18 protein-coding genes are annotated in these 22,085 nt (G+C 63.1%); 12 read left to right on the top strand and 6 right to left on the bottom strand.

What is annotated here, in order from left to right; translation table 11 throughout:
- Positions 1-102: 102 nt before the first annotated feature.
- Positions 103-1,287, top strand: coding sequence for a serine hydrolase domain-containing protein (locus tag ACIGJE_RS03720; protein WP_415081893.1), 1,185 nt, complete (start codon positions 103-105; stop codon positions 1,285-1,287).
- A gap of 27 nt (positions 1,288-1,314) precedes the next feature.
- On the opposite strand, the gene ACIGJE_RS03715 is transcribed toward ACIGJE_RS03720, so the two are convergent.
- Complete coding sequence (locus ACIGJE_RS03715) at positions 1,315-1,794, bottom strand: hypothetical protein (RefSeq protein ID WP_415081895.1); 480 nt, start codon at positions 1,792-1,794, stop codon at positions 1,315-1,317.
- A gap of 340 nt (positions 1,795-2,134) precedes the next feature.
- On the opposite strand from ACIGJE_RS03715, the gene ACIGJE_RS03710 reads away from it, so the two are divergent.
- Together ACIGJE_RS03710 and ACIGJE_RS03705 are read left to right on the top strand one after the other, a co-directional pair.
- Positions 2,135-2,914, top strand: a complete 780-nt coding sequence (locus ACIGJE_RS03710; protein ID WP_415081897.1) for a transporter substrate-binding domain-containing protein — start codon at positions 2,135-2,137, stop codon at positions 2,912-2,914.
- A gap of 27 nt (positions 2,915-2,941) precedes the next feature.
- Positions 2,942-3,610, top strand: a complete 669-nt coding sequence (locus tag ACIGJE_RS03705; RefSeq protein ID WP_415081899.1) for a TetR/AcrR family transcriptional regulator — start codon at positions 2,942-2,944, stop codon at positions 3,608-3,610.
- Positions 3,611-3,640: 30 nt separating this feature from the next.
- Here the strand turns inward: ACIGJE_RS03705 and ACIGJE_RS03700 are convergent, their stop codons facing one another.
- The 3 genes from ACIGJE_RS03700 to ACIGJE_RS03690 all read right to left on the bottom strand — a co-directional run bounded on the left by ACIGJE_RS03700 (position 3,641) and on the right by ACIGJE_RS03690 (position 7,345).
- Entirely contained in the window at positions 3,641-5,698 is a 2,058-nt protein-coding gene (locus tag ACIGJE_RS03700; RefSeq protein WP_415081901.1) for an oxidoreductase, read from the bottom strand.
- A gap of 135 nt (positions 5,699-5,833) precedes the next feature.
- Positions 5,834-6,304, bottom strand: a complete 471-nt coding sequence (locus tag ACIGJE_RS03695; RefSeq protein ID WP_415081903.1) for a hypothetical protein — start codon at positions 6,302-6,304, stop codon at positions 5,834-5,836.
- A 201-nt stretch (positions 6,305-6,505) separates the two neighbouring features.
- Positions 6,506-7,345 carry a pyruvate, water dikinase regulatory protein gene (locus ACIGJE_RS03690; protein ID WP_311934060.1) on the bottom strand — a complete coding sequence of 280 codons (840 nt, stop codon included), beginning with the start codon at positions 7,343-7,345 and terminating at the stop codon, positions 6,506-6,508.
- A 545-nt stretch (positions 7,346-7,890) separates the two neighbouring features.
- Here ACIGJE_RS03690 and hemE point away from each other — a divergent pair.
- The 3 genes from hemE (at position 7,891) to rho (ending at position 10,956) form a co-directional block, all read left to right on the top strand.
- A complete protein-coding gene (gene hemE / locus ACIGJE_RS03685) occupies positions 7,891-8,913 on the top strand; it encodes a uroporphyrinogen decarboxylase (RefSeq protein ID WP_415081905.1) in 1,023 nt (340 codons plus the stop codon).
- Positions 8,914-9,005: 92 nt separating this feature from the next.
- Positions 9,006-9,446, top strand: a complete 441-nt coding sequence (gene hemJ / locus ACIGJE_RS03680; RefSeq protein WP_311934058.1) for a protoporphyrinogen oxidase HemJ — start codon at positions 9,006-9,008, stop codon at positions 9,444-9,446.
- 244 nt (positions 9,447-9,690) lie between these two features.
- The gene (rho, locus tag ACIGJE_RS03675) at positions 9,691-10,956 is read left to right on the top strand and encodes a transcription termination factor Rho (protein WP_311934057.1); all 1,266 of its coding nucleotides are present in this window, start codon (positions 9,691-9,693) and stop codon (positions 10,954-10,956) included.
- A gap of 363 nt (positions 10,957-11,319) precedes the next feature.
- On the opposite strand, the gene ACIGJE_RS03670 is transcribed toward rho, so the two are convergent.
- On the bottom strand, positions 11,320-13,353 hold the full coding sequence (locus ACIGJE_RS03670) for a thioredoxin domain-containing protein (protein ID WP_415081908.1): 2,034 nt from the start codon (positions 13,351-13,353) through the stop codon (positions 11,320-11,322).
- Positions 13,354-13,462: 109 nt separating this feature from the next.
- Here ACIGJE_RS03670 and mnmE point away from each other — a divergent pair, with 109 nt between their 5' ends.
- The 6 genes from mnmE to xth all read left to right on the top strand — a co-directional run bounded on the left by mnmE (position 13,463) and on the right by xth (position 20,563).
- Positions 13,463-14,785, top strand: coding sequence for a tRNA uridine-5-carboxymethylaminomethyl(34) synthesis GTPase MnmE (mnmE, locus tag ACIGJE_RS03665; RefSeq protein WP_415081910.1), 1,323 nt, complete (start codon positions 13,463-13,465; stop codon positions 14,783-14,785).
- 247 nt (positions 14,786-15,032) lie between these two features.
- Entirely contained in the window at positions 15,033-16,901 is a 1,869-nt protein-coding gene (gene mnmG, locus ACIGJE_RS03660) for a tRNA uridine-5-carboxymethylaminomethyl(34) synthesis enzyme MnmG (protein WP_415082051.1), read from the top strand.
- Between the two features lie 192 nt (positions 16,902-17,093).
- Positions 17,094-17,738 carry a 16S rRNA (guanine(527)-N(7))-methyltransferase RsmG gene (gene rsmG, locus ACIGJE_RS03655; RefSeq protein ID WP_367623534.1) on the top strand — a complete coding sequence of 215 codons (645 nt, stop codon included), beginning with the start codon at positions 17,094-17,096 and terminating at the stop codon, positions 17,736-17,738.
- Positions 17,739-17,777: 39 nt separating this feature from the next.
- Positions 17,778-18,584: a ParA family protein gene (locus ACIGJE_RS03650; RefSeq protein ID WP_311934052.1), complete on the top strand. Its 807-nt coding sequence runs from the start codon at positions 17,778-17,780 to the stop codon at positions 18,582-18,584.
- A gap of 9 nt (positions 18,585-18,593) precedes the next feature.
- Positions 18,594-19,472, top strand: a complete 879-nt coding sequence (locus tag ACIGJE_RS03645) for a ParB/RepB/Spo0J family partition protein (RefSeq protein WP_311934051.1) — start codon at positions 18,594-18,596, stop codon at positions 19,470-19,472.
- 269 nt (positions 19,473-19,741) lie between these two features.
- On the top strand, positions 19,742-20,563 hold the full coding sequence (gene xth, locus ACIGJE_RS03640; RefSeq protein WP_483679346.1) for an exodeoxyribonuclease III: 822 nt from the start codon (positions 19,742-19,744) through the stop codon (positions 20,561-20,563).
- Between the two features lie 551 nt (positions 20,564-21,114).
- On the opposite strand, the gene ACIGJE_RS03635 is transcribed toward xth, so the two are convergent.
- Positions 21,115-21,930, bottom strand: coding sequence for a DUF3108 domain-containing protein (locus tag ACIGJE_RS03635; RefSeq protein WP_483679345.1), 816 nt, complete (start codon positions 21,928-21,930; stop codon positions 21,115-21,117).
- Positions 21,931-22,085 lie beyond the last annotated feature (155 nt).

Genomic DNA, 22,085 nt, shown 5'->3' with positions numbered 1-22,085 from the left:
ACCCCTCATCCGGCGCTTCGCGCCACCTTCTCCCACAAGGGGAGAAGGCTGATTACGTCACATCCTGATCTCCCATCAATTGCTCACGTATATCCATCACCCATGTCTCTTTCAGCCTTCGAAACCGCTTATGGCTTTCGCCGTGATGCCGTGCAGCTCGGCAATTGGCGCCAGGCGCCCTGGAATGTCTGGGCCTTCCGCAACGTGTCCGAACTGGTGCCGACGGCCCGGATCGCCGCCAACGCCGCCCTGCCCGAACCCCCGGATGCCGATCCTTCCGGCCTGCTGCGCGAAAAACTGGAGATCGGGGCGGAGCGGGGTTCTCTCGCCGATATCCTCGAAAAGACCTCCACGGATGCCCTGGTGGTGATGAAGGCGGGCCGCTTCGTCGCCGACTACCATGCCGCGCATTTCACCAGCGCCAGCCGCCACATCGTCTTTTCCATCTCCAAATCGCTGACCGCGATCCTGACCGGTGTCGCCGAGGACGAGGGACGGCTCGACCCCGAGGCGCCGATCGCCGACTATGTGCCCGAAGTCGCAGGTTCGGCCTTTGCCGACGCCAGCGTGCGCCATCTGCTCGACATGCGCGTCAGCCTCTCCTTCGAGGAAGCCTATCTCGATCCCACCGGCGAGTTTGCCCGCTATCGGCGCGCCACCTTGTGGAACCCCTCGGCGCCGGGGCAGGATCCCGGCACGCTGCTGGGCTTTATCGCCTCCATGCCCAAGGGCGCCGGCGAGCATGGCGGCCCCTTCCGCTACCGCTCGCCCAATTCCGACCTGCTTGGCATTGTGGTCGAACGGGCCAGCGGTGAGCGCTATGCCGACTACGCCTCCTCGCGTCTGTGGCAGAAGATCGGTGCCCGCCAGGATGGCATCGTCACCGTCGACGCGGCCGGCACCGCACGGGCTGCCGGCGGCATCAGCATGAGCGCGCGGGATCTTGCCCGTGTCGGCGAAATGATGCGCCAGGGCGGCAGTCTCGACGGCACCCGCATCGTCTCGCAAAACTGGGTCGAGGACACCCGCCGGGGCGGCAGCAGCGAAGCCTGGCAGCAGGGCGATTTCGTGCATCTGCTCGGCCAGGGCCGCTACCGCAACAAATGGTATCAGACTGGCTATGCCAACGGCGCCTTCCTGGCCATCGGCATTCACGGCCAGTGGCTCTATGTGAACCCAGCCGCCGAGGTGGTGATCGTCAAGATGTCGTCGCAACCCGAACCGGTGGACGATCCCACCGACAGGCTGAATCTCCAGCTGTTCGAGGCCCTGGCCGCCAGGGTTTGAGGGCAGAGCCTGCCGGTCTGGACGGGCTCATCGCTTTGCAAGACCGGCCGGCAGCCGCACCGCCACCAGCCAGAACACCAGGCCGCACGCTGCGCCCAGCGCGACGAAAGCCGTGGCATCCATGGCAAGACGGGGATCCTCTGCTAACAACTCCGCAGTGCGGGCCATCTCGAAATAGGTGGCGACGGCAAAAACCGCGGCCGCGGCCATGTAGAGCCAGGGCGATCTCCACCCGATCAACTGCGCGGCTCCTCGCGTCAACAAGGCGGGAATGACTGCAAACATCGCCGTCAGCGCAGCCAGGCTCGTGACCGGGGTCGCCGCCGGAAAGGACTCTTGCAGTTCCAAAGGGAAGAACTTTCCGCCTTGAAGCGCCGCCGCGCTGACATAAACCAGCGCCGCCATGAGCGAGGCTAGGGCGATGCCCAGCAGGCTGAAAGCCAAATGAAAAAGCAAAACGAGCGCCGGACGATCGCCTGGCGGCTGTAGGGCCCGATCCTCGCTCATTCACACCCCGCTCGCAGTGGCCGATCAAGCCTCCCCATTCTATGCCAAGCCGCGAATGGAGGAGCGCTCTCGCCCTACTCAACTCCTGCAAATTCACAGCAAAATCACGACCTGCCGGCATCTCGCCGTTGCCGACGCGCGATGCCGTTGACCTGTCGCGTTCCGACCAGCCGCCACGGCCATTGCATCCTCATTTTTCTTGTTGTACGTTTGTTCAATAAGAGAGAACAGCAGCCGTGGCGGAGGATGCTCGGCATCGGGAAACGTTCATGCCTGTCCCTGCCGATCATCCGATCTTTCGCGGCCATGCCTGTGCAGCCAGAGAGAACGGAAAGACACCATGCCTCTTCACATCGGGACGCGTTGTATTGCCGCCGCCGCCCTGCTCTACGTCGCCATCACCGGGGCCGAGGCCGCGCCGACCCGCGTCAGCCTTGCCGCCGAACCCTATCCGCCCTTCGCGGCCAAGGATGCCGAGGGGCAATGGGTCGGTTTCGAGGTCGATCTCGCCAAGGCCGTCTGCAAGGCCGCCAAGCTCGATTGCGAGATCGTGCAGACCGCCTGGGACGGCATCATCCCGGCGCTCAATTCAAACAAGATCGACGTGATCTGGGCCTCGATGGGCATCACGCCGGAACGCTCCCAGCAGATCGCCTTCACCATCCCCTATTACACCACCCCGGCTCACTTCGTCGGCGCCAAGGGCGACAGCTTCGACTTTTCGCCCGGCGGGCTGAAGGGCAAGACCGTCGGCGTGCAGACGAGTACGGTCTATGCCGATTATATCGCTCGCGCCTATCCCGAAGCCAGCGTGAAGACCTACTCGACCCAGGATGCTGCCAACGCCGATCTCGTCGCCGGCCGCCTCGATCTCGGCCTGGCCGACAGCATCGCGCTGGCCGATTTTCTCAAGGGCAAGGACGGCGAATGCTGCGAGGTCAAGAACGTGCCCAAGGACCCGATTTTCGAGGCGGGTATCGCCGGCGGCCTGCGCAAGGGCGATATCGACTTGAAGGCCAGGCTCGATGCGGGCATCACTGCCGTCTACAAGAGCGGTGAGTTCGACAAGCTCGCCAAGAGATATTTCAGCTTCGATATCGGCACGCCGCCCAAGAACTGAGCGCACGCCGGTGTCGGAAGAAAGCGATTGGGTTTGAGCTCCGTTTCGCCGACACCGCCCCGCCCCGCCAAGCGCGCGCCCCGCTTCAACCGCGAAACCGCAGACGTCCGCCGGCGCCAACTGATCGAGGCCGCCATACGCGCTCTCGCCAAGGGCGGTATCGCCGCCTTCACCATCGACAGCATCTGCAAGGAAGCCCAGGTCTCGCGCGGCCTGATCAACCATCATTTCGGCAGCCTCGACGATCTCCTGGTCGAGGTCTACCAATCCTCGCTCTATGAAAGCGTCAGCGAGCATATCGCGCAGGCTCGCCGGCAGCGGCAAGACCGGACAGGGAACCCGCCTGAGGCCGTCCTGCTCGCCCTGGTGCGCTCCAATTTCCAGCCGCGTTCCTTCACCCGCGACAATCTGCTGGTCTGGCTGGCGCTGTGGGGCGAGATCGCCGTCAATGACAAGCTCCGCCAGGCTCATCGCCGCCTCTACGAGGCCTATCGCGGCGAACTGGCCGTCGAAATCGCCGCCATCGCAGCCCATCGCAGCCGGCAAGTCGATGCCGCCGGACTCGCTCGCAATTTCATCGCTTTGGTCGACGGCCTCTGGCTGGAATGGTGCCTCGACGACAAGGCGGTGACCCCGGCCGAGGCCGAAGAGGCCAGCCTCGGCCTGCTCGAAAGCGCGCTGGGGCCCCTGCGGTAGAAGCGAAGGATGATATCGGAAACGCCAGCTTCAAGCCGGCAGTGGCCGCTCCCGGCGCGGCACGACCTCGGCCGGCGGCCTGTCGAACTCGCGGGCCCAGCGATGGCCGGCATGCACGGCGTCGGCGATCGACGAGGGTGCCAGGCAATCGCCGATGCGGGTGACGGAGCGGAGGCCGGCCGCCGCCCACTGCCCGGCCCTATCGGCCAACTCGCGATAGAGGCCATCCTCCGCCATGCGGCCGGTGACCAGGACGAGGGTGCCGAAATCATGCCGGCGGATCCGCCCGGTATAGGTGCAGGCGAGTTCGGCCACGCCATCCGCCGCTCCGGCCAGGCGCTGGCCGAGCAGCGGTTCCACGCCAAGTTCCAGGAGTCGCCTGTGGATGAAGAACTGCTCGTCCGTCATCACGGTCCAACTCGAAAACATGGCTGCCGGAGTGGCCAGCCGCACCTCATGGCCTTGCCTGCGGAAGGTCTCGGCCAGAGCACCGCCCATGGCGTAATGCTCGTCGTCATAGATCAGCACCGGCCCGCCAACCTCGGCACCGGCGAAGATGTCGTCGGGCGTAAGGATCTGGCCGGTGCCGAGGTCAGCGGCCTCCTCGCCGAGGCTGCCGATGCCGTCGCGCCGCCAGCGGCTGCCGGTCGCGAGCACGACATGCTCGGCCTCGAGCCCCAAAACGTCCTCGGCAGCGAGCGGGCTTTCCGGAAAGAGCTCGATGGCCGGCAGCTTGCCGATCATGGTGAGGCGGTAGTCGCGCACGCGAGCCCCGCTGGCGAGCCCCGGCAGGGTGGATTCGCGATTGATACGGCCGCCGAGCCGGCGCTCGGCCTCGGCGAGCATCACGCGATGCCCGCGGCGCCCGAGGGTCAGGGCGCATTCGAGGCCCGCCGGGCCGCTGCCTACCACCAGCACGCGTGACGGCCCGCCGGCCGTCGTTTCGATGCGCTCGGGATGCCAGCCGCGCCGCCATTCCTCGCCGATGGTGGGATTTTGCGTGCAGCGCAGCGGCACGGCCTCGTTGTTGGCCGAACGGCAGATATTGCAGCCGATGCATTCGCGGATCTCGTCCTCCCGGCCCTCATCGATTTTCCTGGGCAGGAAGGGGTCGGCGATGGAGGGGCGGGCGGCGCCGATGAAATCCTGGATGCCGCGCCGGACCTGGCTCACCATGCTGTCGGGCGAGGTGAAACGCCCGACGCTGACTACCGGCTTGCTGGTGAGAGCCTTGACGAAGGCGACATGCTCTTCCTGGAAGCCTTCGTCGCTGAAGCGGGCGGAGCGGGAATCATTGCCGAGCGACCCGGAGACGTTGACGTCCCACAGATCCGGCAACTCCGCCAGCATGGCCAGGATCTCCCGCCCTTCCCCCTGGGAGGTGATGCCGCGCGGCCCGTGCAATTCGTCGACCGACAGGCGCACGGCAACCGCGCAGCGGTCGCCGACGGCCTCATGCGTGTCCTCGATCAGTTCCCGCAGCAGCCTGACGCGATTGGCGAGGCTGCCGCCATATTCGTCGCCGCGCAGATTGAGGCGGGGCGACAGGAACTGGAACGGCAGATAATCGTGGCCGGCATAGCAATAGACGATGTCGAAGCCGGCCCGCCTGGCCCGCAGGGCAGCATCGCGGTGCCAGGTCCGGAACGCCTTGATGTCGGCCTTGTCCATGGCGCGCGCACTGCCCGGCTGCGGAATCAGGGCCGGACGGGCCGACGGCGCCAGGACGGGCTCGCGCGTCAGGCGGTTATTGGCATGGGAGCCGCCATGCCACAGCTCCACGCCGGCAAGGCTGCCATGATCATGGATGGCTTCCACCGTGGGCATGAGCGAGCGCACATCGTCCTCGTCCCACAGGGTCAGGAAGCCGAAGGGCGAATCGTCCGAACTCGGATGGATCGAGCAATATTCCGTGCAGACTACACCCCAGCCGCCCTCTGCCTTGATGCCGCGCAGCTTGGCGCCGCTTTCCGGCCTGAGATAGCCCATGCCGGTGGCGTGCGGTGTCTGGTAGAAGCGATTGGGTGCGGTGACCGGGCCAACGCGCACCGGTTCGAACAGAATGTCGTAGCGCGGATTGCGGGGCATCTCGACCTGATCTCTTGTTGTACATTTGTTCAACAAGAATAGATGTTTCGCCATAGAACGCAAGCAGCTGCCGGCGGCCAGTCACGCGGGGCTCAGGCCAAGCGTAATGACCCAATCAATCAGGATGCAGCGGCGCTAGCGCCTCAAAAGGCGGTCGGGCAGCCATACCGCCACCAGCCAGAACACCAGGCCGCAGAGCGCCCCCATCAAACCGAAGCCGAGGGCTACGCCGGCAAGTTCGGGGTTCCCGTTGGAAATCCACTCGGTACCGAACATCAGATAGACCGCACCGACGGCCGCGACGATCGCCGCCGCCGCCATATAGGGCCAGGGCGCCCGCCAGCCGAGCAGGTGCATGAGGGCACGGGTCAGCAGTGCCGGCAGGCCGGCGAGCAGCACGGTCATATAAGCCAGGGCACCAATCAGGGTCGGGGCATCCCCGGCATCGCCGAGGCCGGTATCGGACCGAACCATGATCGCGCCGATATAGGTCAGGGCCGCCGTGAGCGAAGCGAGGGCGATGCCGATGAGACAGAAGGCGAGGTGGACGAGAAAGCTCAGAACCGGGCGAGGTTTCGGCGCCACAGGCGTTGCATCGGCAATCATCGTCAATCGTTCCCGAACCTACCAAACCAGCCCAATTCCAGCCGGATTACCCGTCGTCATTGCGAGCGCAGCGAAGCAATGACAAAAAGGCGATCTCGAAGTCGAATCCCGACGATCGCCAAGCTCTGTCGGTGAAGACATAGCCGTTCCCGCGCCTCGGCGTTGTATCCGGCGCTACAGCATGAACGACAGCAGCTGCCCTTACGTCTCCACGATGCGGGCGCGGCGATGGGCGCGCAGCAGGCCCTGGATGGCCGCCGCGGTTTCCTCGATCGAACGGCGGGTGACGTCGATCATCGGCCAGCCGCGCTGAGAGAACAGGCGCCGGGACTGGGCGATCTCCTCGGCCACCGCCATGCGGTCGGTATAGGTATCCACTTCGTGATGCGGGCTGAGGGTCAGCACACGGTTCTCGCGGATCTGCACGATGCGCTCGGGCGAGGCGAACAGGCCAACGATCAGCGGATTCTTCAGATGCTCGACTTCCGGCGGCAGCGGCACGCCGGGAACCAGTGGAATATTGGCGGTCTTGACACCGCGATGAGCCAGATAGATCGAGGTCGGCGTCTTGGAGGTTCTGCTGACGCCGAGGAGCAGCACGTCGGCTTCCTCGTAATCGGTCGGCATCAGGCCGTCATCATGCATCATCGTGTAGTTGAGCGCGTCGATGCGGCGGAAATAATCGGCATTCAGCACATGCTGGGCGCCGGGCTTCACCATCACCTCGGTGCCGAGATAGGATTTGAACAGATCGAAGATCGGCTGCAGCACCGATAATACCGGAGCGCCCATCTCGCGGCAGCTGCGCTCCAGCCGCTCCGCCAGTTCCGGTTCGACCAGAGTATAGAGCACCACGCCCGGATTGGCTTCGATCTCGGCGATGGTGCGGTCGAGATCGCGCTCGCTGCGTACCAGCGGGTAGATATGCTCGAGCGCCGAGACTGCCGGATACTGGGCGGCGACGGCTCGCCCGGCCATGATCAAAGTCTCGCCGGTGGAGTCCGAAACCAGGTGAAGATGGAAGAAGCTTCTTGTGGCCATGACAGGACGTAGCGCGGGATGGCCTTGTGGACAAGTGGGGACAGCTGAAGGGCCTTAACCCCTTCTTAAGAGAGGCTGTGGAAGAACTCGATCTTTCATCAACAGGCTGATCGCTTGGGATGGGATTCCGCGTGCTCGGCTGCAAAAGACTCATAAGGCGCTAAGTGAGACTCGGCGCCCTCCCCCCGAGCTTGCCGCCACCGCCTTGATTCAACGGCTGGAATCCGCGCGGCTTTCTTCCGATTTTTCGCACTGAATTTTCTACGACGCTTGCCTGCCGCCTGTGAATAGATTGTGGACGGCAAGGAAGCACGGTAAACGAGGCGTTAAGAAGAAAGAGAATGAAGATTCATATCTCTCTTTTTCATTTTTTCTGGCGGTAGGTCGGATCGGGCGAACCCTGTCGCCGAGCTGGATTTCCGAACGCCCTCAAGAATGGATGCGATAGTCCAGCGACGTCTCAATCTTCCAGCGGGGCCAACCGGCCGAAGCACCCGGTTCGATCCATCGCCCCTGCTTCGTATTGCCGAGAAAGCCTGACCCATATGACCAAAGCTCTCCTCGATGTCCTCGCCGGCAAGGCTCAGCCGGTGCCGCCAATCTGGCTGATGCGCCAGGCGGGACGCTATCTGCCGGAATATCGGGCGATCAGGACCAAGGCTTCGGGCTTTCTGAACTTCTGCTACACGCCCGATCTCGCCATCGAGGCGACCTTGCAGCCGATCAGGCGCTTCGGCTTCGATGCTGCCATCCTGTTCTCGGACATTCTGGTGGTGCCCGATGCCTTGGGACAGAAAGTCTGGTTCGAGGAGGGCGAGGGCCCGCGGCTGGAGCCGGTCACGGACCTTGCCGGCCTGGCGGGTCTCAAGAGCCAGGTCGATCTCGATCATCTGGCGCCTGTGTTCGAGACCATCCGCCAGGTCAAGGCGACGCTGCCGGTCAATGTGACCTTCCTCGGCTTTTGCGGGGCGCCCTGGACAGTGGCGACCTATATGATCGCCGGACGCGGGGTGAAGGACCAGCTGCCCGCACGCCTCGCCGCTTATCAGGATCCGGTCTTCTTCGCCGCCCTGATCGACCGACTGGTGGCGGCTTCGATCGATTATTTGGCGGCTCAGCTTGAAAATGGCGTCGACGCTGTCCAGATATTCGACAGCTGGGCGGGCATCCTTCCGCCGGACGAATTCGAGCGCTGGGCTATCGAACCTGCCAAGCGCATCGTCGAGGGCGTCAGGGCGCGCCGTCCCGGAGCGCGCATCATCGGCTTTCCGCGTGGCGCGGGTTCCTTCTATCGCGATTATGCGCAGGATGTGGCGGTCGATGCCATCGGGCTCGATTGGGCAGTCGATCCAGCCTGGGCGGCACAGGAAGTCCAGCCGCTGAAGCCGGTACAGGGCAATCTCGACCCCCTGGCGCTGGTGGCGGGCGGCGATCCCCTGAACCGGGCGCTCGACCGCATTCTCGAGAACCTCTCCGGCAAGCCCTTCATCTTCAATCTGGGCCACGGCATCGTGCCGCAGACGCCGATCGCCCATGTCGAGCAGATGCTGAAGCGAATCAGGGGCTAGGGTTGTTAGACTGGTGACAATCGGTGCCGGAAAAGCAGCCTTCTCGCTGACGAGGAGAAGGGGCGGCACCCACCAAATGCAGGAACGACGTGATGGAATATGGCGGCACGGCCTATGATCTCGTAAAGGCGGGGCACATCATCGCCGTGATCGCCTGGATGGCGGGCATGCTCTATCTGCCGCGCCTGTTCGTCTATCACGCCGAAGCCGCCAAGGGCTCGATCCAGAGCGAAACCTTCAAGGTGATGGAACGCCGCCTCCTGAAGGCCATCATCAACCCGGCCATGGGCGCAACCTGGATTTTCGGCCTGCTGCTGGTGTGGTCGTCTGGCTTCTACAGCCAGCCCTGGTTCCATGCGAAATTCTTGGCTGTGCTGCTGCTTTCGGGCGTGCATGGCTGGTTTTCGAAGCTGACGCGGGAATTCGCCGAGGACCGCAATGTCCGCCCGGCGAAATTCTTCCGGATGATCAACGAAATTCCTACCGTTCTGATGATCCTGATCGTCATCCTGGTCGTGGTGAAGCCCTTCTGAGGATTTCACGCTTTTTCGACATTTGGCCGGTCCGCCCGCTTGCCCAGGCGCAGGGCCGGCTGTATAAAGCCTTTCTCCTTCCATTGCAGGCTGGCGTCTTGAGGGTATGGGTGTCGAACCCGGCCACGGCGCTGACGCAAGACTAAGTCTGGCGATAACAAGACCTGTTCCCCCCGAGAATCTTCTTATTCGCGCTTCTTTGATGCGCGTGATCCAACGAATCCATCCCCCAACAAGGACCCCCATGCGGGAAATCAAACTTCAGGATCTCAAATCCAAAACCCCAATCGAAATGCTTGCCTTCGCGGAGGAACTCGAGGTCGAGAACGCCTCCTCGATGCGCAAGCAGGAACTCATGTTCGCCGTGCTCAAGCAGCTCGCCAATCGCGAGGTCGAGATCGTCGGCGAAGGTGTCGTCGAGGTGCTGCAGGACGGCTTCGCCTTCCTGCGCTCGCCCGAGGCCAATTATCTGCCCGGCCCTGACGACATCTATGTGTCACCCTCGCAGATCCGCAAATTCGGCCTGCGCACCGGCGATACGGTCGAGGGCATCATCCGCTCTCCCAAGGATGGCGAGCGCTATTTCGCCCTGCTCAAGGTCAACACGATCAATTTCGAAGATCCGGACAAGACCAAGCACAAGATCAATTTCGACAACCTCACGCCGCTCTATCCCAACCAGCGGCTGAAGCTCGAAATCGGCGACGCCACCAAGAAGGATTATTCCTCGCGCGTCATCGACATCGTCTCGCCGATCGGCAAGGGCCAGCGCGCCCTGATCGTGGCGCCGCCGCGTACCGGTAAGACGGTGCTGCTGCAGAACATCGCCCAGTCGATCACCGCCAACCATCCCGAATGCTACCTGATCGTGCTTCTGATCGACGAGCGTCCGGAAGAAGTCACCGACATGCAGCGTTCGGTGAAGGGTGAGGTGATCTCCTCCACCTTCGACGAACCGGCTGGCCGCCACGTCCAGGTTTCGGAAATGGTGATCGAGAAGGCCAAGCGCTTGGTCGAGCATGGCCGCGACGTGGTCATCCTGCTCGATTCGATCACCCGCCTCGGCCGCGCCTACAACACCGTGGTGCCGTCCTCCGGCAAGGTGCTGACCGGCGGTGTCGACGCCAACGCCCTGCAGCGTCCCAAGCGCTTCTTCGGCGCGGCCCGTAACATCGAAGAGGGCGGCTCGCTGACCATCATTGCGACGGCGCTGATCGAGACCGGCTCGCGCATGGACGAAGTCATCTTCGAAGAGTTCAAGGGCACCGGCAACTCCGAAATCATCCTCGACCGCAAGGTTTCCGACAAGCGTGTCTTCCCGGCGATCGACATCACTCGCTCGGGCACCCGCAAGGAAGAGCTGCTGGTGGCGAACGACATTCTCAAGAAGATGTATGTGCTGCGCCGCATCCTCAACCCGATGGGCACGGTCGACGCCATCGAGTTCCTGCTCGACAAGCTCCGGCAGACCAAGGTCAATGCGGACTTCTTCGACTCGATGAACACCTGAGGCATCCGCCCAGATCGTTCCAGACGGCCCGGCAGTAATGCCGGGCCGTTTTGCGTCCGGCACCGATTCGGAAACGGAATGGACCGGTTGCGAGCAAGAAGGGGCGATTCTGGTTCCCATGCGAAGGTAGACATTGCCTCCAGGGCCAATCGGTATGAACGGCGGCAGGAAGTACCGGATACAATTAACCCTGTTTCACGTGAATCACCCTCCGACCCCAAACCGCTCTCCTGTAGGGGGAACGCCTCGATAGAGGCCGTGCGAACTTCGACGTCGCTTAGGTTGAACCGCATGGCCTTCCCACCTGATTCACGTGAAACAGGCTGCCGGTGATTCACGTGAAACAGGCGGTGCTTGCTTTGCCTAGGCGCCCCGCATGGACCGGATCGTCTCGGCGAGCGCCGCTGGATCCCCGACAGGAAGTGAGCAGCGTTGCCCCGAGCAGACGAAGGCGGCCGGCCCGCCACCGGCATCGGCCTGGCGCACGGCATGCCCCGCTGGCAGTTCCTCAATCCGCGCTGCCCGCAGGATGGTCCGGCTCGGAAAGGGTTGATCGAGCGCAGAGCGGTAAAGCTGATCGGCCGCCGCCCCGCTGCCCAGCACCACGATTTCCAGGCCATGGAGCCTGAGGTCGAGGGCATTGAGCAGGGAGGCGTGGCCGAAGACATTGCCGGCCATTGCCGGCGACAATGCCGTGAACATCTCGTCGCCGCGCTGTAGCCAGCGTTGCTCACCGGTGAGGGCGGCGAGACGGACCAGATTGTCCGCCATGATGCCGTTGGCGTTGGGAACGGCATCGTCGAGGGTGGAGCGCGGCCGGGTGATCAGCGCCGCAGCGTCCTCTGCGGTGAGGAAATATCCCCCGCCCTCGGCATCGGCATAGTCGCGTTCGATCGCCTCTGCCCAGCCAAGGGCCCGATCGAGATAGGCCTGCCCCGCTCCGGCCTCGTGCAGGGCCAGCGCCGCCCTGATCATGGCTGCGAGATCACTGGCTAGGCCCGGCTTGAGCAGCCGGCCCTCGCGCCAGGAATGGCCGAGGCGCGGCCCGTCGGCCATGGATTCGGCGACGAAACGAAAGGCTGCCTGGGCAAGAGCGAGCCAGTCCGGCCTGTCGAATATGACGGAAGCACGGGCAAGCGCTGCAATGGCGAGACCGTTCCAGTCGGCCAGGACCTTGTCGTCGCGGGCTGGCGCGACGCGCTTGGCCCGCTCAGCAATCAGCCTGGGCCGCAGATCCTGCCAGCCTATTTCGAGCGCCGGCTCGAGGTCGTCCTTGCCGAGACGATTGGGAATGGACTGGCCTTCCCAATTGCCTCCGTCGGCGATGTCGAAGGTGTGGGCCACGAATTCGGCATCATCGACACCGAGGATCTCGACGAGTTCATGCGGTTTCCAGACATAGAAGCGGCCTTCATGCCCCTCCGAATCGGCATCGAGAGAAGCGGCAAAAGCCACGCTGTTCGAGATTTGTCCGTCTCCCGCCAGCATCTCGCGCTGCAGCCATTCGACCAGTTCGATGGCCGCCTGGCGATAGAGATCGCGTTTGGTCTCCTGCCAGGCCAGCGCCAGCAATTCGAGTAATTGGGCGTTGTCATAGAGCATCTTCTCGAAATGCGGCACCAGCCAATACTCATCGACGCTGTAGCGCGCAAAGCCGCCGCCGACATGATCGCGGATGCCGCCCTGGCAGATGCGCTCCAGCGTCAGCAGCATCAGCTTGCGGGCTTCGCTGCCCGGTCCGCCGCGCCAGAGCAATTCGAGATAGGATGCGTTCGGAAATTTCGGCGCACCCTTGGTGCCGCCATTGACGGGATCGGTGATGCCGGCCAAGGCAGCGATCGCCTGGGCGAGGCCGTCGGCACCGAAGGCGCGATCGCCACGCTGGGGGATGCGGTTGAGCACGCCAAGCAGTGCCTGGCGATTGCGGCCGACCCGCTCGAAATCGGTGTGGTAGGCCTTGGCTATGGCCCGGAGCACGTCGACGAAGCCAGGACGGCCATAGCGCGATTCAGGCGGGAAATAGGTGCCCCCCCAGAAGGGTTCGCCACCGGGTGTGAGAAACATGGTGAGAGGCCAGCCGCCCTGCTCCCCGAGAGCGTGAAGAGCCGTCATGTAGATCTGGTCGATATCGGGCCTTTCCTCGCGATCCACCTTGATGTTGATGAAAAGCTCGTTCATGACGGCGGCGATGTCGGGATTCTCGAAGCTCTCATGGGCCATGACGTGGCACCAATGGCAGGCGGCGTAGCCGACGGAGAGCAGGATCGGTTTGTTCTGGGCCCGGGCAAGCGCCAGGGCCTCTTCGCCCCAGGGCTGCCAATGCACCGGATTGCCGGCATGCTGGATCAGATAGGGGCTGGTTTCATGAGCGAGGTTGTTTTGCAGCGCGGTGGACATGATGGCAGCCTCTCCTTCGAGAAGAGAGTATGGGGTCGCCGGCCGGGAAGTGAAAGCGCTTCGGTGTCATCAAGGGCGGGATCTGTCCGGGCGGGCGGAGTGTTCGCTCATGGCTGAGACCATCGTCGCGCTCGCCTCGGGTGTCGGCCGTGCCGGTGTTGCCGTGATCCGGCTGTCCGGTCCCTCGGTTCGATTCGGATTGGAAACGATTGCCGGAAGTGTGCCGCAGCCGCGCCGTGCCGCGTTGCGGCGTCTGAAGGATCCCGGCAACGACGAGGTGCTCGACGAAGCGCTGGTGCTGTTCTTTCCGGGCCCGGCCAGCTTCACGGGCGAGGATGTCGCCGAATTGCAGGTGCATGGCGGCCGGGCCATCATTGCCGGGGTGATCGCGGCCCTGACCGCCCTGCCGGGCTTTCGCCTGGCCGAGCGGGGTGAGTTTACCCGGCGGGCCGTCGCCAATGGCCGGATGGATCTGACCTCGGCGGAGGGTATCGCCAGCCTGGTCGAGGCCGAGACATCAAGCCAGCGGCGCCAGGCCTTGCGCCAGGCGGGTGGCGCGCTGGAGCGGGCGGCCATGGCTTGGCGGCAGCGCCTTGCCGGCCTGTTGGCTTTGATGGAAGCCGAGATCGACTTTCCGGACGAAGAGGACGTCCCTGCCCTGTTCCACTCGGTCCGGTCCGGGGCTGAGGCCTTGCTGGCGGAGATCGAGATGGCCTTGCGAGGCGCGCGCAGCGGCGAGCGATTGCGCGAGGGTGCGGTAATGGTGATTGCGGGCCCGCCCAATGCCGGCAAATCCACGCTGCTCAATGCTCTGGCCCGGCGGGATGTCGCCATCGTCTCTCCCATTGCCGGCACCACCCGCGATACGCTGGAGGTCCATCTCGATCTTGGCGGCTATCCGGTGACCCTGATCGACACGGCCGGCCTGCGCGAGACGAACGACGTGGTCGAGGCTATCGGCGTGGAGCGGGCTCGGGCGAGCTTGGACCGTGCCGATCTGGTGATCTGGCTGGAGGCCGGCGATGCTCGTGCCGATCCGCCCGAGCTGCCCGCTCCCCTCCTGCGTGTTCTCACCAAGCAGGACGATAGCCAAGACCCCCCGCCCCACACTCTGCCTGCGGGCTTCGAGCTCGGCCTGTCGGCCCGCAGTGGCGCAGGCATGCCCGCCTTGCTCGGGCGGCTCGAACAGGCGGCCAGAAAGGCGCTGGAGAGTGGCGAGACCGCCCTGGTGACGCGGGAGCGCCATCGCCGGGAACTCGAGACCGTGACGGCGCACCTGGCCACGGTGCGGGCGGCGGATGAGGCAACGCCGGTGGAATTCGTCGCCGAGGATCTGCGCCTGGCCGTGCGGGCCATCGGCCGGCTGACGGGCAGGGTCGACATCGACGAGATCTATGACGTGATCTTCCGGGAATTCTGCATCGGCAAGTAGGTGGGAACGAGGCATCCGGAAATGCCGCTATGTTTGGGTCGGTCTCGGTTCTTCGGGTTCTCGATCTCACGCTGGTTTTGACGCAGAGGCTGCTTCGGCGTAAGAGCTGCAACGAAACACGGATATTTGCGCCGTCACTGTCAGCGCAGCCGGACGATCCTGGGTTCAATGCCTGGATCCGTATGGTTGCGTTTGCAATGACGAATGGGCGTTCGAAGCCGCGGATGGCGGGCGAATGGATTCGATGATGAACCGGCAATTCGATGTGATCGTGGTGGGTGGCGGCCATGCCGGCTGCGAGGCGGCGGCGGCCGCTGCACGGCTTGGCGCCCGGACGGCTCTCATCACCCATCGAGCCGAGACCATCGGCACCATGTCCTGCAACCCCGCGATCGGCGGGCTCGGCAAGGGACATCTCGTACGCGAGATAGACGCGCTCGATGGTTTGATGGGACGGGTCGCCGATCAGGGCGGCATACAGTTCCGCGTGCTCAACCGCCGCAAGGGACCCGCCGTGCGCGGGCCGCGGGCACAGGCGGACCGAGCCCTTTACGCGGCCGCCATGCAGGCGGCGATTGCCGAGCAGGCCGATCTGACCGTGATCGAGGCGGAAGTCGATGATATCGAAATCATGGATGGTCAGGTCCGGGCTGTCACGACCACGAAGGGTGATCGATTCGGATGCGGATCGGTTGTCCTGACCACGGGAACCTTTTTGAGCGGCATCATCCATATCGGCGATACCAGGATTGCGGCGGGCCGTGTCGGCGAGGCTCCGGCACTCGGCCTTTCCCGGACCCTTGCCCGTATCGGTTTCGAGCTGGGACGGCTGAAGACGGGCACGCCGGCCCGTCTCGATGGCCGAACCATCGACTGGGCTTCGCTTGAGATGCAGCCCGGCGACGAGCCGCCGGAACCCTTTTCGACCTTGACCACACAGCTGCCCAATCCGCAGGTTTCCTGTGGCATCACCCGCACCACGCCGCAGACCCACAAGGTCATCCAGGACAACATCCACCGGGCTCCAATCTATTCGGGGCAGATTGAAAGCCGGGGCCCGCGCTATTGCCCGTCGATCGAGGACAAGGTGGTACGCTTTGGCGAGCGGGACGGCCACCAGATCTTCCTGGAGCCGGAAGGCTTGAACGATCATACCGTCTACCCGAACGGTATCTCGACCTCCCTGCCCGAGGATGTGCAGCAGGCCATGCTGGTGACCATTCCCGGCCTGGAGAAGGTTCGGATGATCCGACCCGGCTATGCCATCGAGTATGACCATATCGATCCGCGCGAGCTCGACGCCACGCTGGAGGCGCGGCGGGTACGTGGGCTGTTCCTGGCCGGGCAGATCAATGGCACCACCGGCTATGAGGAAGCGGGTGCGCAGGGCCTGGTTGCTGGCCTGAATGCAGCCCACCGAGCCGCTGGCGGTGAAGGCGTGAGCTTCCGCCGCGACGAATCCTATATCGGCGTGATGATCGACGACCTGGTTACCCGCGGCGTCAGCGAGCCCTATCGCATGTTCACCTCGCGGGCCGAATATCGCCTGACCCTGCGGGCCGACAATGCCGACCGGCGCCTGACCGACCGGGGCCTCGCCCTCGGCCTGGTCGGAGCGGAGCGGCAACGGGCCTGGAAGGCCAAGCAGGCCGCCTTCGACGCGGCCCTGGTCTGGAGCCGATCCGTTTCGGTGACGCCGAACCAGGCGGAGGTTGCCGGCATCCATATCAACCGCGACGGCGTCAGGCGCTCCGCCTTCGATCTCCTCGCCTATCCCAATGTCGGTTTCTCCGATCTGGCCCGGCTGTGGCCTGAGGCGGCCGAGTTTGAGGGGACGGTGCTGGAGCAGGTCGAGATCGAAGCCAAATATGCTGTTTATCTGGAGCGGCAGAAGGCGGATGTGGCGGCCTTTCGCCGTGACGAAGACATTGAAATTCCTAGTGATTTTGACTTTCAGGCTGTCGTTGGCTTTTCCAACGAGACCCGGCAGAAATTCGCCAGCGTGCAACCGCGGACCATTGGCCAGGCGAGCCGGATCGACGGTATCACGCCGGCGGCAACCACCCTTCTGCTGGCAGCGCTACGCAAGCGCAAGCAGGCAAGAGCAATCCTTTGATCGATTCGGACTCGTATCGAATAGCTTCGAGAACGTCGATCGAACCGCTCGAAGTATGAGGGAGCGCAGCCGGGTTGAGGCAGGTGGCTGACGAGCGAGCGTTCTCAAACCCACACGGTTCGGGCTAGCCGTAGCGTTGGATTACTCCAGGTCTTGCTTGCCTCAAGAAGCCGGATCAGCCATGGTCCGGGCATGACTCTGGACACTGACCGCCAAGCAGCCTTGCGATCCCTCCCTGTTTCACGTGAAACAGTTGGAGACTTTGACCTCTATGTCGATGCCCTGCAACGCTGGCAGAGGGTCAAGAATCTGGTGGCGCCGTCCACCCTTTCGCAAGTCTGGACCCGGCATATAGCCGACAGCGCTCAATTGCTTCCTCTGCTGGGCAATGCCAGGACGGTTGTTGATCTCGGCAGTGGTGCCGGCTTTCCCGGCATGGTCCTGGCAATAGCGAACAAGTCCATCCCGGGATTTCGAGTGCATCTCGTCGAGTCGAACGGACGCAAGGCCTCCTTTCTGCGAGAAGTGGCCCGCATAACCAACGCGCCCGCGACAGTGCATGCCCTTCGAATCGAAGATTTCGTATCTGGCTGGTCGGACGGCGCGGATATGATCACGGCGCGCGCTCTGGCATCGCTACCAGAATTGCTCGACTATAGCGAGGAGCTGTTGAAAACGGGCGCGCAGGCGCTGTTTCTCAAGGGACAAGATGTAGGGCAGGAATTGACCCAGGCAACTAAATATTGGAATATCCAGGCGGAATTGATACCGAGCCTTACTGACTCGACCGGGCAGATTGTTTCGATCAAAACCGCGATAAAGCGCCTGGGCGGGTGACATTTAGATGCCGTTTCCACGCTTTGGGCTGCAGGAAAGATGGGTGCCATGACGTTGCCGCGTATTCTCGCTATTGCCAATCAGAAGGGTGGGGTTGGCAAGACCACGACAGCCATCAATCTTGGCACGGCCCTCGCCGCAATCGGCGAAGATGTGCTGATCATCGATCTCGATCCCCAGGGCAATGCTTCTACGGGTCTCGGTATCGGCATGAAGCAGCGCGTGCGGACCACTTATGATGTGATGGTCGGTGATTGCGATCTGCGTGCTGCGATCGTCGAAACCGTGGTGCCACGGCTGCATCTGGCGCCCTCCAATATGGATTTGCTCGGGGTGGAGCTTGAAATCGCCGGTGAGCGCGATCGCGCATTCCGTCTGCGCAAGGCCATTCACGCCTTGGCTTCGTCGAGTGATTTTCCCTGCTCCTATGTCCTGGTGGACTGCCCGCCCTCACTCAATCTTCTCACGGTGAATGCCATGGCAGCTGCAGATGCTGTCCTGGTGCCCCTGCAATGTGAATTCTTTGCTCTGGAAGGGTTGTCGCAGCTGCTGCGTACGGTGGAGCAGGTGCGCAATTCGCTCAATCCCCATCTCAGCATTCACGGTGTGGTGCTGACCATGTATGATGCTCGGAACAATCTCTCTGGGCAGGTCATGGCGGATGTGCGCGATTTCCTGGGTGAGAAAGTCTATCAGACGGTCATTCCGCGCAATGTTCGTGTCTCGGAAGCGCCGTCCTATGGTAAGCCTTCGCTGCTCTATGACCTCAAATGCCCAGGTAGCCAGGCCTATGTTCGTCTCGCCTCCGAAGTGATTCAGCGCGAGAAATTGTTGCGTGCTGCGTAAGGAGCGATCATGACTTCTGATGATAGAATGCGTCCGCGCCTGGGGCGCGGCCTGGCCGCCTTGATCGGCGACGCTGGCGAGGAGGGGGCGGCGATTGAACGGGCCCGCGGCCAACGCCGGGTGCCGACGGGCTTCCTGCGGCCTAACCCCAAGAATCCACGGCAGAATTTCAGCGAGGAAGAACTCGAGGATCTCGCCAATTCTGTTCGCGAGAAAGGCATCATTCAGCCGATCCTGGTTCGCGCTGTTGCCGGCAGCATGGATGCCTATGAGATCATCGCGGGCGAACGGCGCTGGCGTGCTGCGCAGCGGGCCGAACTTCATGATGTACCCGTAACGATTGTCGAAGCTTCGGATAAGGAAGCGCTCGAACTTGCGATCATCGAGAACGTCCAGCGTGCCGACCTCAACGCTATCGAAGAGGCGATTGGCTATGATCGTCTGATCGAGGAATTCTCCTATTCCCAGAATGATCTTGCCAAGGTCATCGGCAAGAGCCGTAGCCATGTGGCAAACACGCTTCGTCTGCTCAAGCTTCCCGATGCGATCAAGGTCAATGTCGTAAGCGGCAAACTGACAGCCGGGCATGCCCGTGCCCTCCTGTCGGTCTCCGATCCCGAAAGCGTGGCCCGACTGATCATCGACGAGAACATGTCGGTGCGCGATGCCGAGAGCATCGTGCAGGACCAGTCGCAAAGTGCCGGCAAGACCTTGCGGGCGCGCAGCCGCGTCGAGAAGGACCCCGATACGATTGCGCTGGAGCGGACGATCTCGGACGTGCTCGGTCTCAAGGTCGTGCTCGATCATCGCGGCGATGGAGGCGAGTTGAAGATTCGCTACAAATCGCTTGAGCAACTCGACGATCTCTGCCGCCGTTTGCGTGGCTAGCCCGTCCCGGCCGGAAGCTCATCCTGCTTTCGGAAAAACGACAAGATAGCAAAGCCTATGGTCCGATCGGTTTTCGGAATCGGATCGAGGGCCGTAGCTGCCAACTTCTTTCTGGTCGCAGCCGGACCGATCCTCAGACCTAGCGAGGAGATGGGTCCGCCATGATCGGCTTCGGTCAACCCGGAGACGCTGCCTACCCGGCGGTTATTCCCCCAAACAGACATGCCACGCCGGGCGTGGCGGCCCACCCTCACCCGAGTGTTTTTTCCATGCAGATCACCCTCACCACCTGGAATATCAATTCGGTTCGTCTGCGCATGGGGCTGGTCGAGCGCTTGGTGAAGGAGAAAAACCCGGACATCCTCTGCCTGCAGGAAACCAAGGTCGAGGATGGCAAGTTTCCCCTCAACGATGTGCGTAAGCTCGGTTTCGAGCATATCGCCTTCAATGGGCAGAAGGGCTATCACGGCGTAGCGATCTTTTCGCGCTTGCCCTTCGAGATGGTCGACAAGCGTGAGTTCTGCCAGAAGGGCGACGCCCGCCATATTTCGATCCGCCTTGGGGCTGAAGCCGGACTGAAGCAGCCGCTCACCGTTCACAACTTCTACGTTCCGGCGGGCGGGGACATTCCCGACCGCGAGCTCAATCCGAAATTCGGCCACAAGCTCGATTTTCTCGCGGAGATGCATGAGTGGTTTGCCGGTGATTTTCCGCAAGCCAATGGTCGTGCCCTGCTGGTGGGAGACCTCAACATCGCGCCTTTCGAGCATGATGTCTGGAGCCACAAGCAGCTGCTCGACGTCGTCTCGCATACGCCAGTGGAAACCGAGGCGATGAAGGCGATGATCGCCGTTGGCGGCTGGATCGACCTGATGCGCGAGTTCACGCCCGAGCCGGCCAAACTCTATACGTGGTGGAGCTATCGCGCGGCCGACTGGATTGCCTCCAATCGCGGCCGGCGGCTCGATCATATCTGGGCGAGCCCGAGCCTGACCGGCACGGCCCGGTCGATCGAGATTCTCAGCGAAGCCCGTGGCTGGGAAAAGCCTTCGGACCACGTGCCGGTCACGGGCGTCTTCGAGATCGACTGACTACAATCGGGCGAACTCCGTTCGAGAGGCGAACGGCTGAGCCTGGATCACGGCTTGGGATCGAGGTGTCCCAACCAAGCTGATTTGGCAGTCGTTGGATGCACCCGCGCACGGACAGCGAGTTCGAGCATCGCGGCTTCAAGAGCGTTTTCTGTCTGCACTCACCGCAGTCATGGCTAACAAGAAACTAAGCCGGCAACTTAAAGCCGATCTCTTCTCGTTAATCAGGGCGAGGAATGCAGCCAAACCCTGAACGAATCACCGACGAATCGGGCGGCTCAGATCGGTCGAACGACTGCCTGGCCGAGGGGCGTTAATGGGTTTGGAAGGGGAAGCACATCGCTATACGCGGCAGTTCTGCCTCGAATGTTTAGAGAAGATGCCGATCCCAGACAGGAAACGGCTCGTCATCGGGCCGACGCGGATCAGTCGATAGTCGGCTAAGGACGATGAAATCCCGATCCTTAGGGATGATTGAAATAGGCCAGTGCCGAAACGGGCCGACATCAGGTTTAACCTCGATGTTTCGTTTTGGCACAGCCCCATCCGGCTCAATCTGCATCGCCGCAAAAACGAGAGGCGGTGAGGGTCAGGCGTCCAATCTGGGTACCGATGATGATCTTGAACGGCGCGAGTACATGCGTCTCGCCGATCGGTGCAAGCCATAGTTCGATGTCGCGGTTCTCGACCATGAATTTGGTCTGGGAGCGCGAAGGCCGGTGGCCGGCGATCGGCACATAGCGCGCCGAACAGACGATGGCGGGGCCAGCGTAGCCCTTGCCGCTGACCTGCTCGGTACGGGCATAGGACAGCTTGATGTCGAAACGCTGCGCTCCGTCGAACACCGGGAGTGAACGTCGGCATGCCGAGGCATCGAGGGCCTGGCCGCCGGTCACGGGTACCAGCACGGCCGAAAGCGGGTCGATCACGCCGTGCTTGTTGGCGTCCGTGAGCGGCACGCGATCCTTGCGCGGCGGCAGGTCGGGCTGCAATTGCAGGGCGGTGACATTGCCGCCGGCGAGAGCCATCTGCACCGATTGCGGCTTCTTGCCCGCCACCGAGGTGAGGGTATAGGCCGTCGGGCGGACCTGGCTGGAGCCGAGCTTTCCCGATGAGGAAGCCGAGCCGCGCCCGTCGCTGATCAGCCGGATCAGGCCACCCACCTTGGCGGAGGCGTCGATCTTGTAGGGGCCGCCGTCGCTCAGATTGATGGCGAGATTCGCCGTGCCGATGGGGAAGCCGGCAAGGGTGACACCGTAATTGATCGCCGTCCTGGCGCTGGCCGCGGCTGCCAGGGAAGGCGTCAGGCCGGCTGTAAGGAAAAGGCTGGCGCCGAGCGCCGATCGAAAGAAATGCGAAATCGTCACGCCGGTCTCCGGGGCCGTTTGCAGCGCCGGACCCGAATTCGGGTTCGGGCCCGATGCCGTGGGTTGTTGTCGCGTTTCCGCCGAAGACCGGCGTCCACGTTTCGGCACGAGGCTCCAGTCGGCGAGTCCATCATGCGCACAGAATCTCTCGAGCG

It is taken from the genome of Labrys sp. E2SS-1L, assembly GCF_057073705.1.
Note: the sequence above shows the minus strand (reverse complement) of the source record. Positions and strands in the feature narration are given on the sequence as shown.

Coding starts and splice junctions, on each gene's coding strand:
- ACIGJE_RS03670 (WP_415081908.1), bottom strand. CDS start 13,353: ATGTCCACCGCGCTGCAAAACAACCTCGCTCATGAAACCAGCCCCTAT.
- ACIGJE_RS03700 (WP_415081901.1), bottom strand. CDS start 5,698: ATGCCCCGCAATCCGCGCTACGACATTCTGTTCGAACCGGTGCGCGTT.
- rsmG (WP_367623534.1), top strand. CDS start 17,094: ATGACTCTGGACACTGACCGCCAAGCAGCCTTGCGATCCCTCCCTGTT.
- hemE (WP_415081905.1), top strand. CDS start 7,891: ATGACCAAAGCTCTCCTCGATGTCCTCGCCGGCAAGGCTCAGCCGGTG.
- mnmE (WP_415081910.1), top strand. CDS start 13,463: ATGGCTGAGACCATCGTCGCGCTCGCCTCGGGTGTCGGCCGTGCCGGT.
- ACIGJE_RS03650 (WP_311934052.1), top strand. CDS start 17,778: ATGGGTGCCATGACGTTGCCGCGTATTCTCGCTATTGCCAATCAGAAG.
- ACIGJE_RS03710 (WP_415081897.1), top strand. CDS start 2,135: ATGCCTCTTCACATCGGGACGCGTTGTATTGCCGCCGCCGCCCTGCTC.
- xth (WP_483679346.1), top strand. CDS start 19,742: ATGCAGATCACCCTCACCACCTGGAATATCAATTCGGTTCGTCTGCGC.
- rho (WP_311934057.1), top strand. CDS start 9,691: ATGCGGGAAATCAAACTTCAGGATCTCAAATCCAAAACCCCAATCGAA.
- ACIGJE_RS03720 (WP_415081893.1), top strand. CDS start 103: ATGTCTCTTTCAGCCTTCGAAACCGCTTATGGCTTTCGCCGTGATGCC.
- ACIGJE_RS03715 (WP_415081895.1), bottom strand. CDS start 1,794: ATGAGCGAGGATCGGGCCCTACAGCCGCCAGGCGATCGTCCGGCGCTC.
- ACIGJE_RS03690 (WP_311934060.1), bottom strand. CDS start 7,345: ATGGCCACAAGAAGCTTCTTCCATCTTCACCTGGTTTCGGACTCCACC.
- hemJ (WP_311934058.1), top strand. CDS start 9,006: ATGGAATATGGCGGCACGGCCTATGATCTCGTAAAGGCGGGGCACATC.
- mnmG (WP_415082051.1), top strand. CDS start 15,033: ATGAACCGGCAATTCGATGTGATCGTGGTGGGTGGCGGCCATGCCGGC.
- ACIGJE_RS03695 (WP_415081903.1), bottom strand. CDS start 6,304: ATGATTGCCGATGCAACGCCTGTGGCGCCGAAACCTCGCCCGGTTCTG.
- ACIGJE_RS03645 (WP_311934051.1), top strand. CDS start 18,594: ATGACTTCTGATGATAGAATGCGTCCGCGCCTGGGGCGCGGCCTGGCC.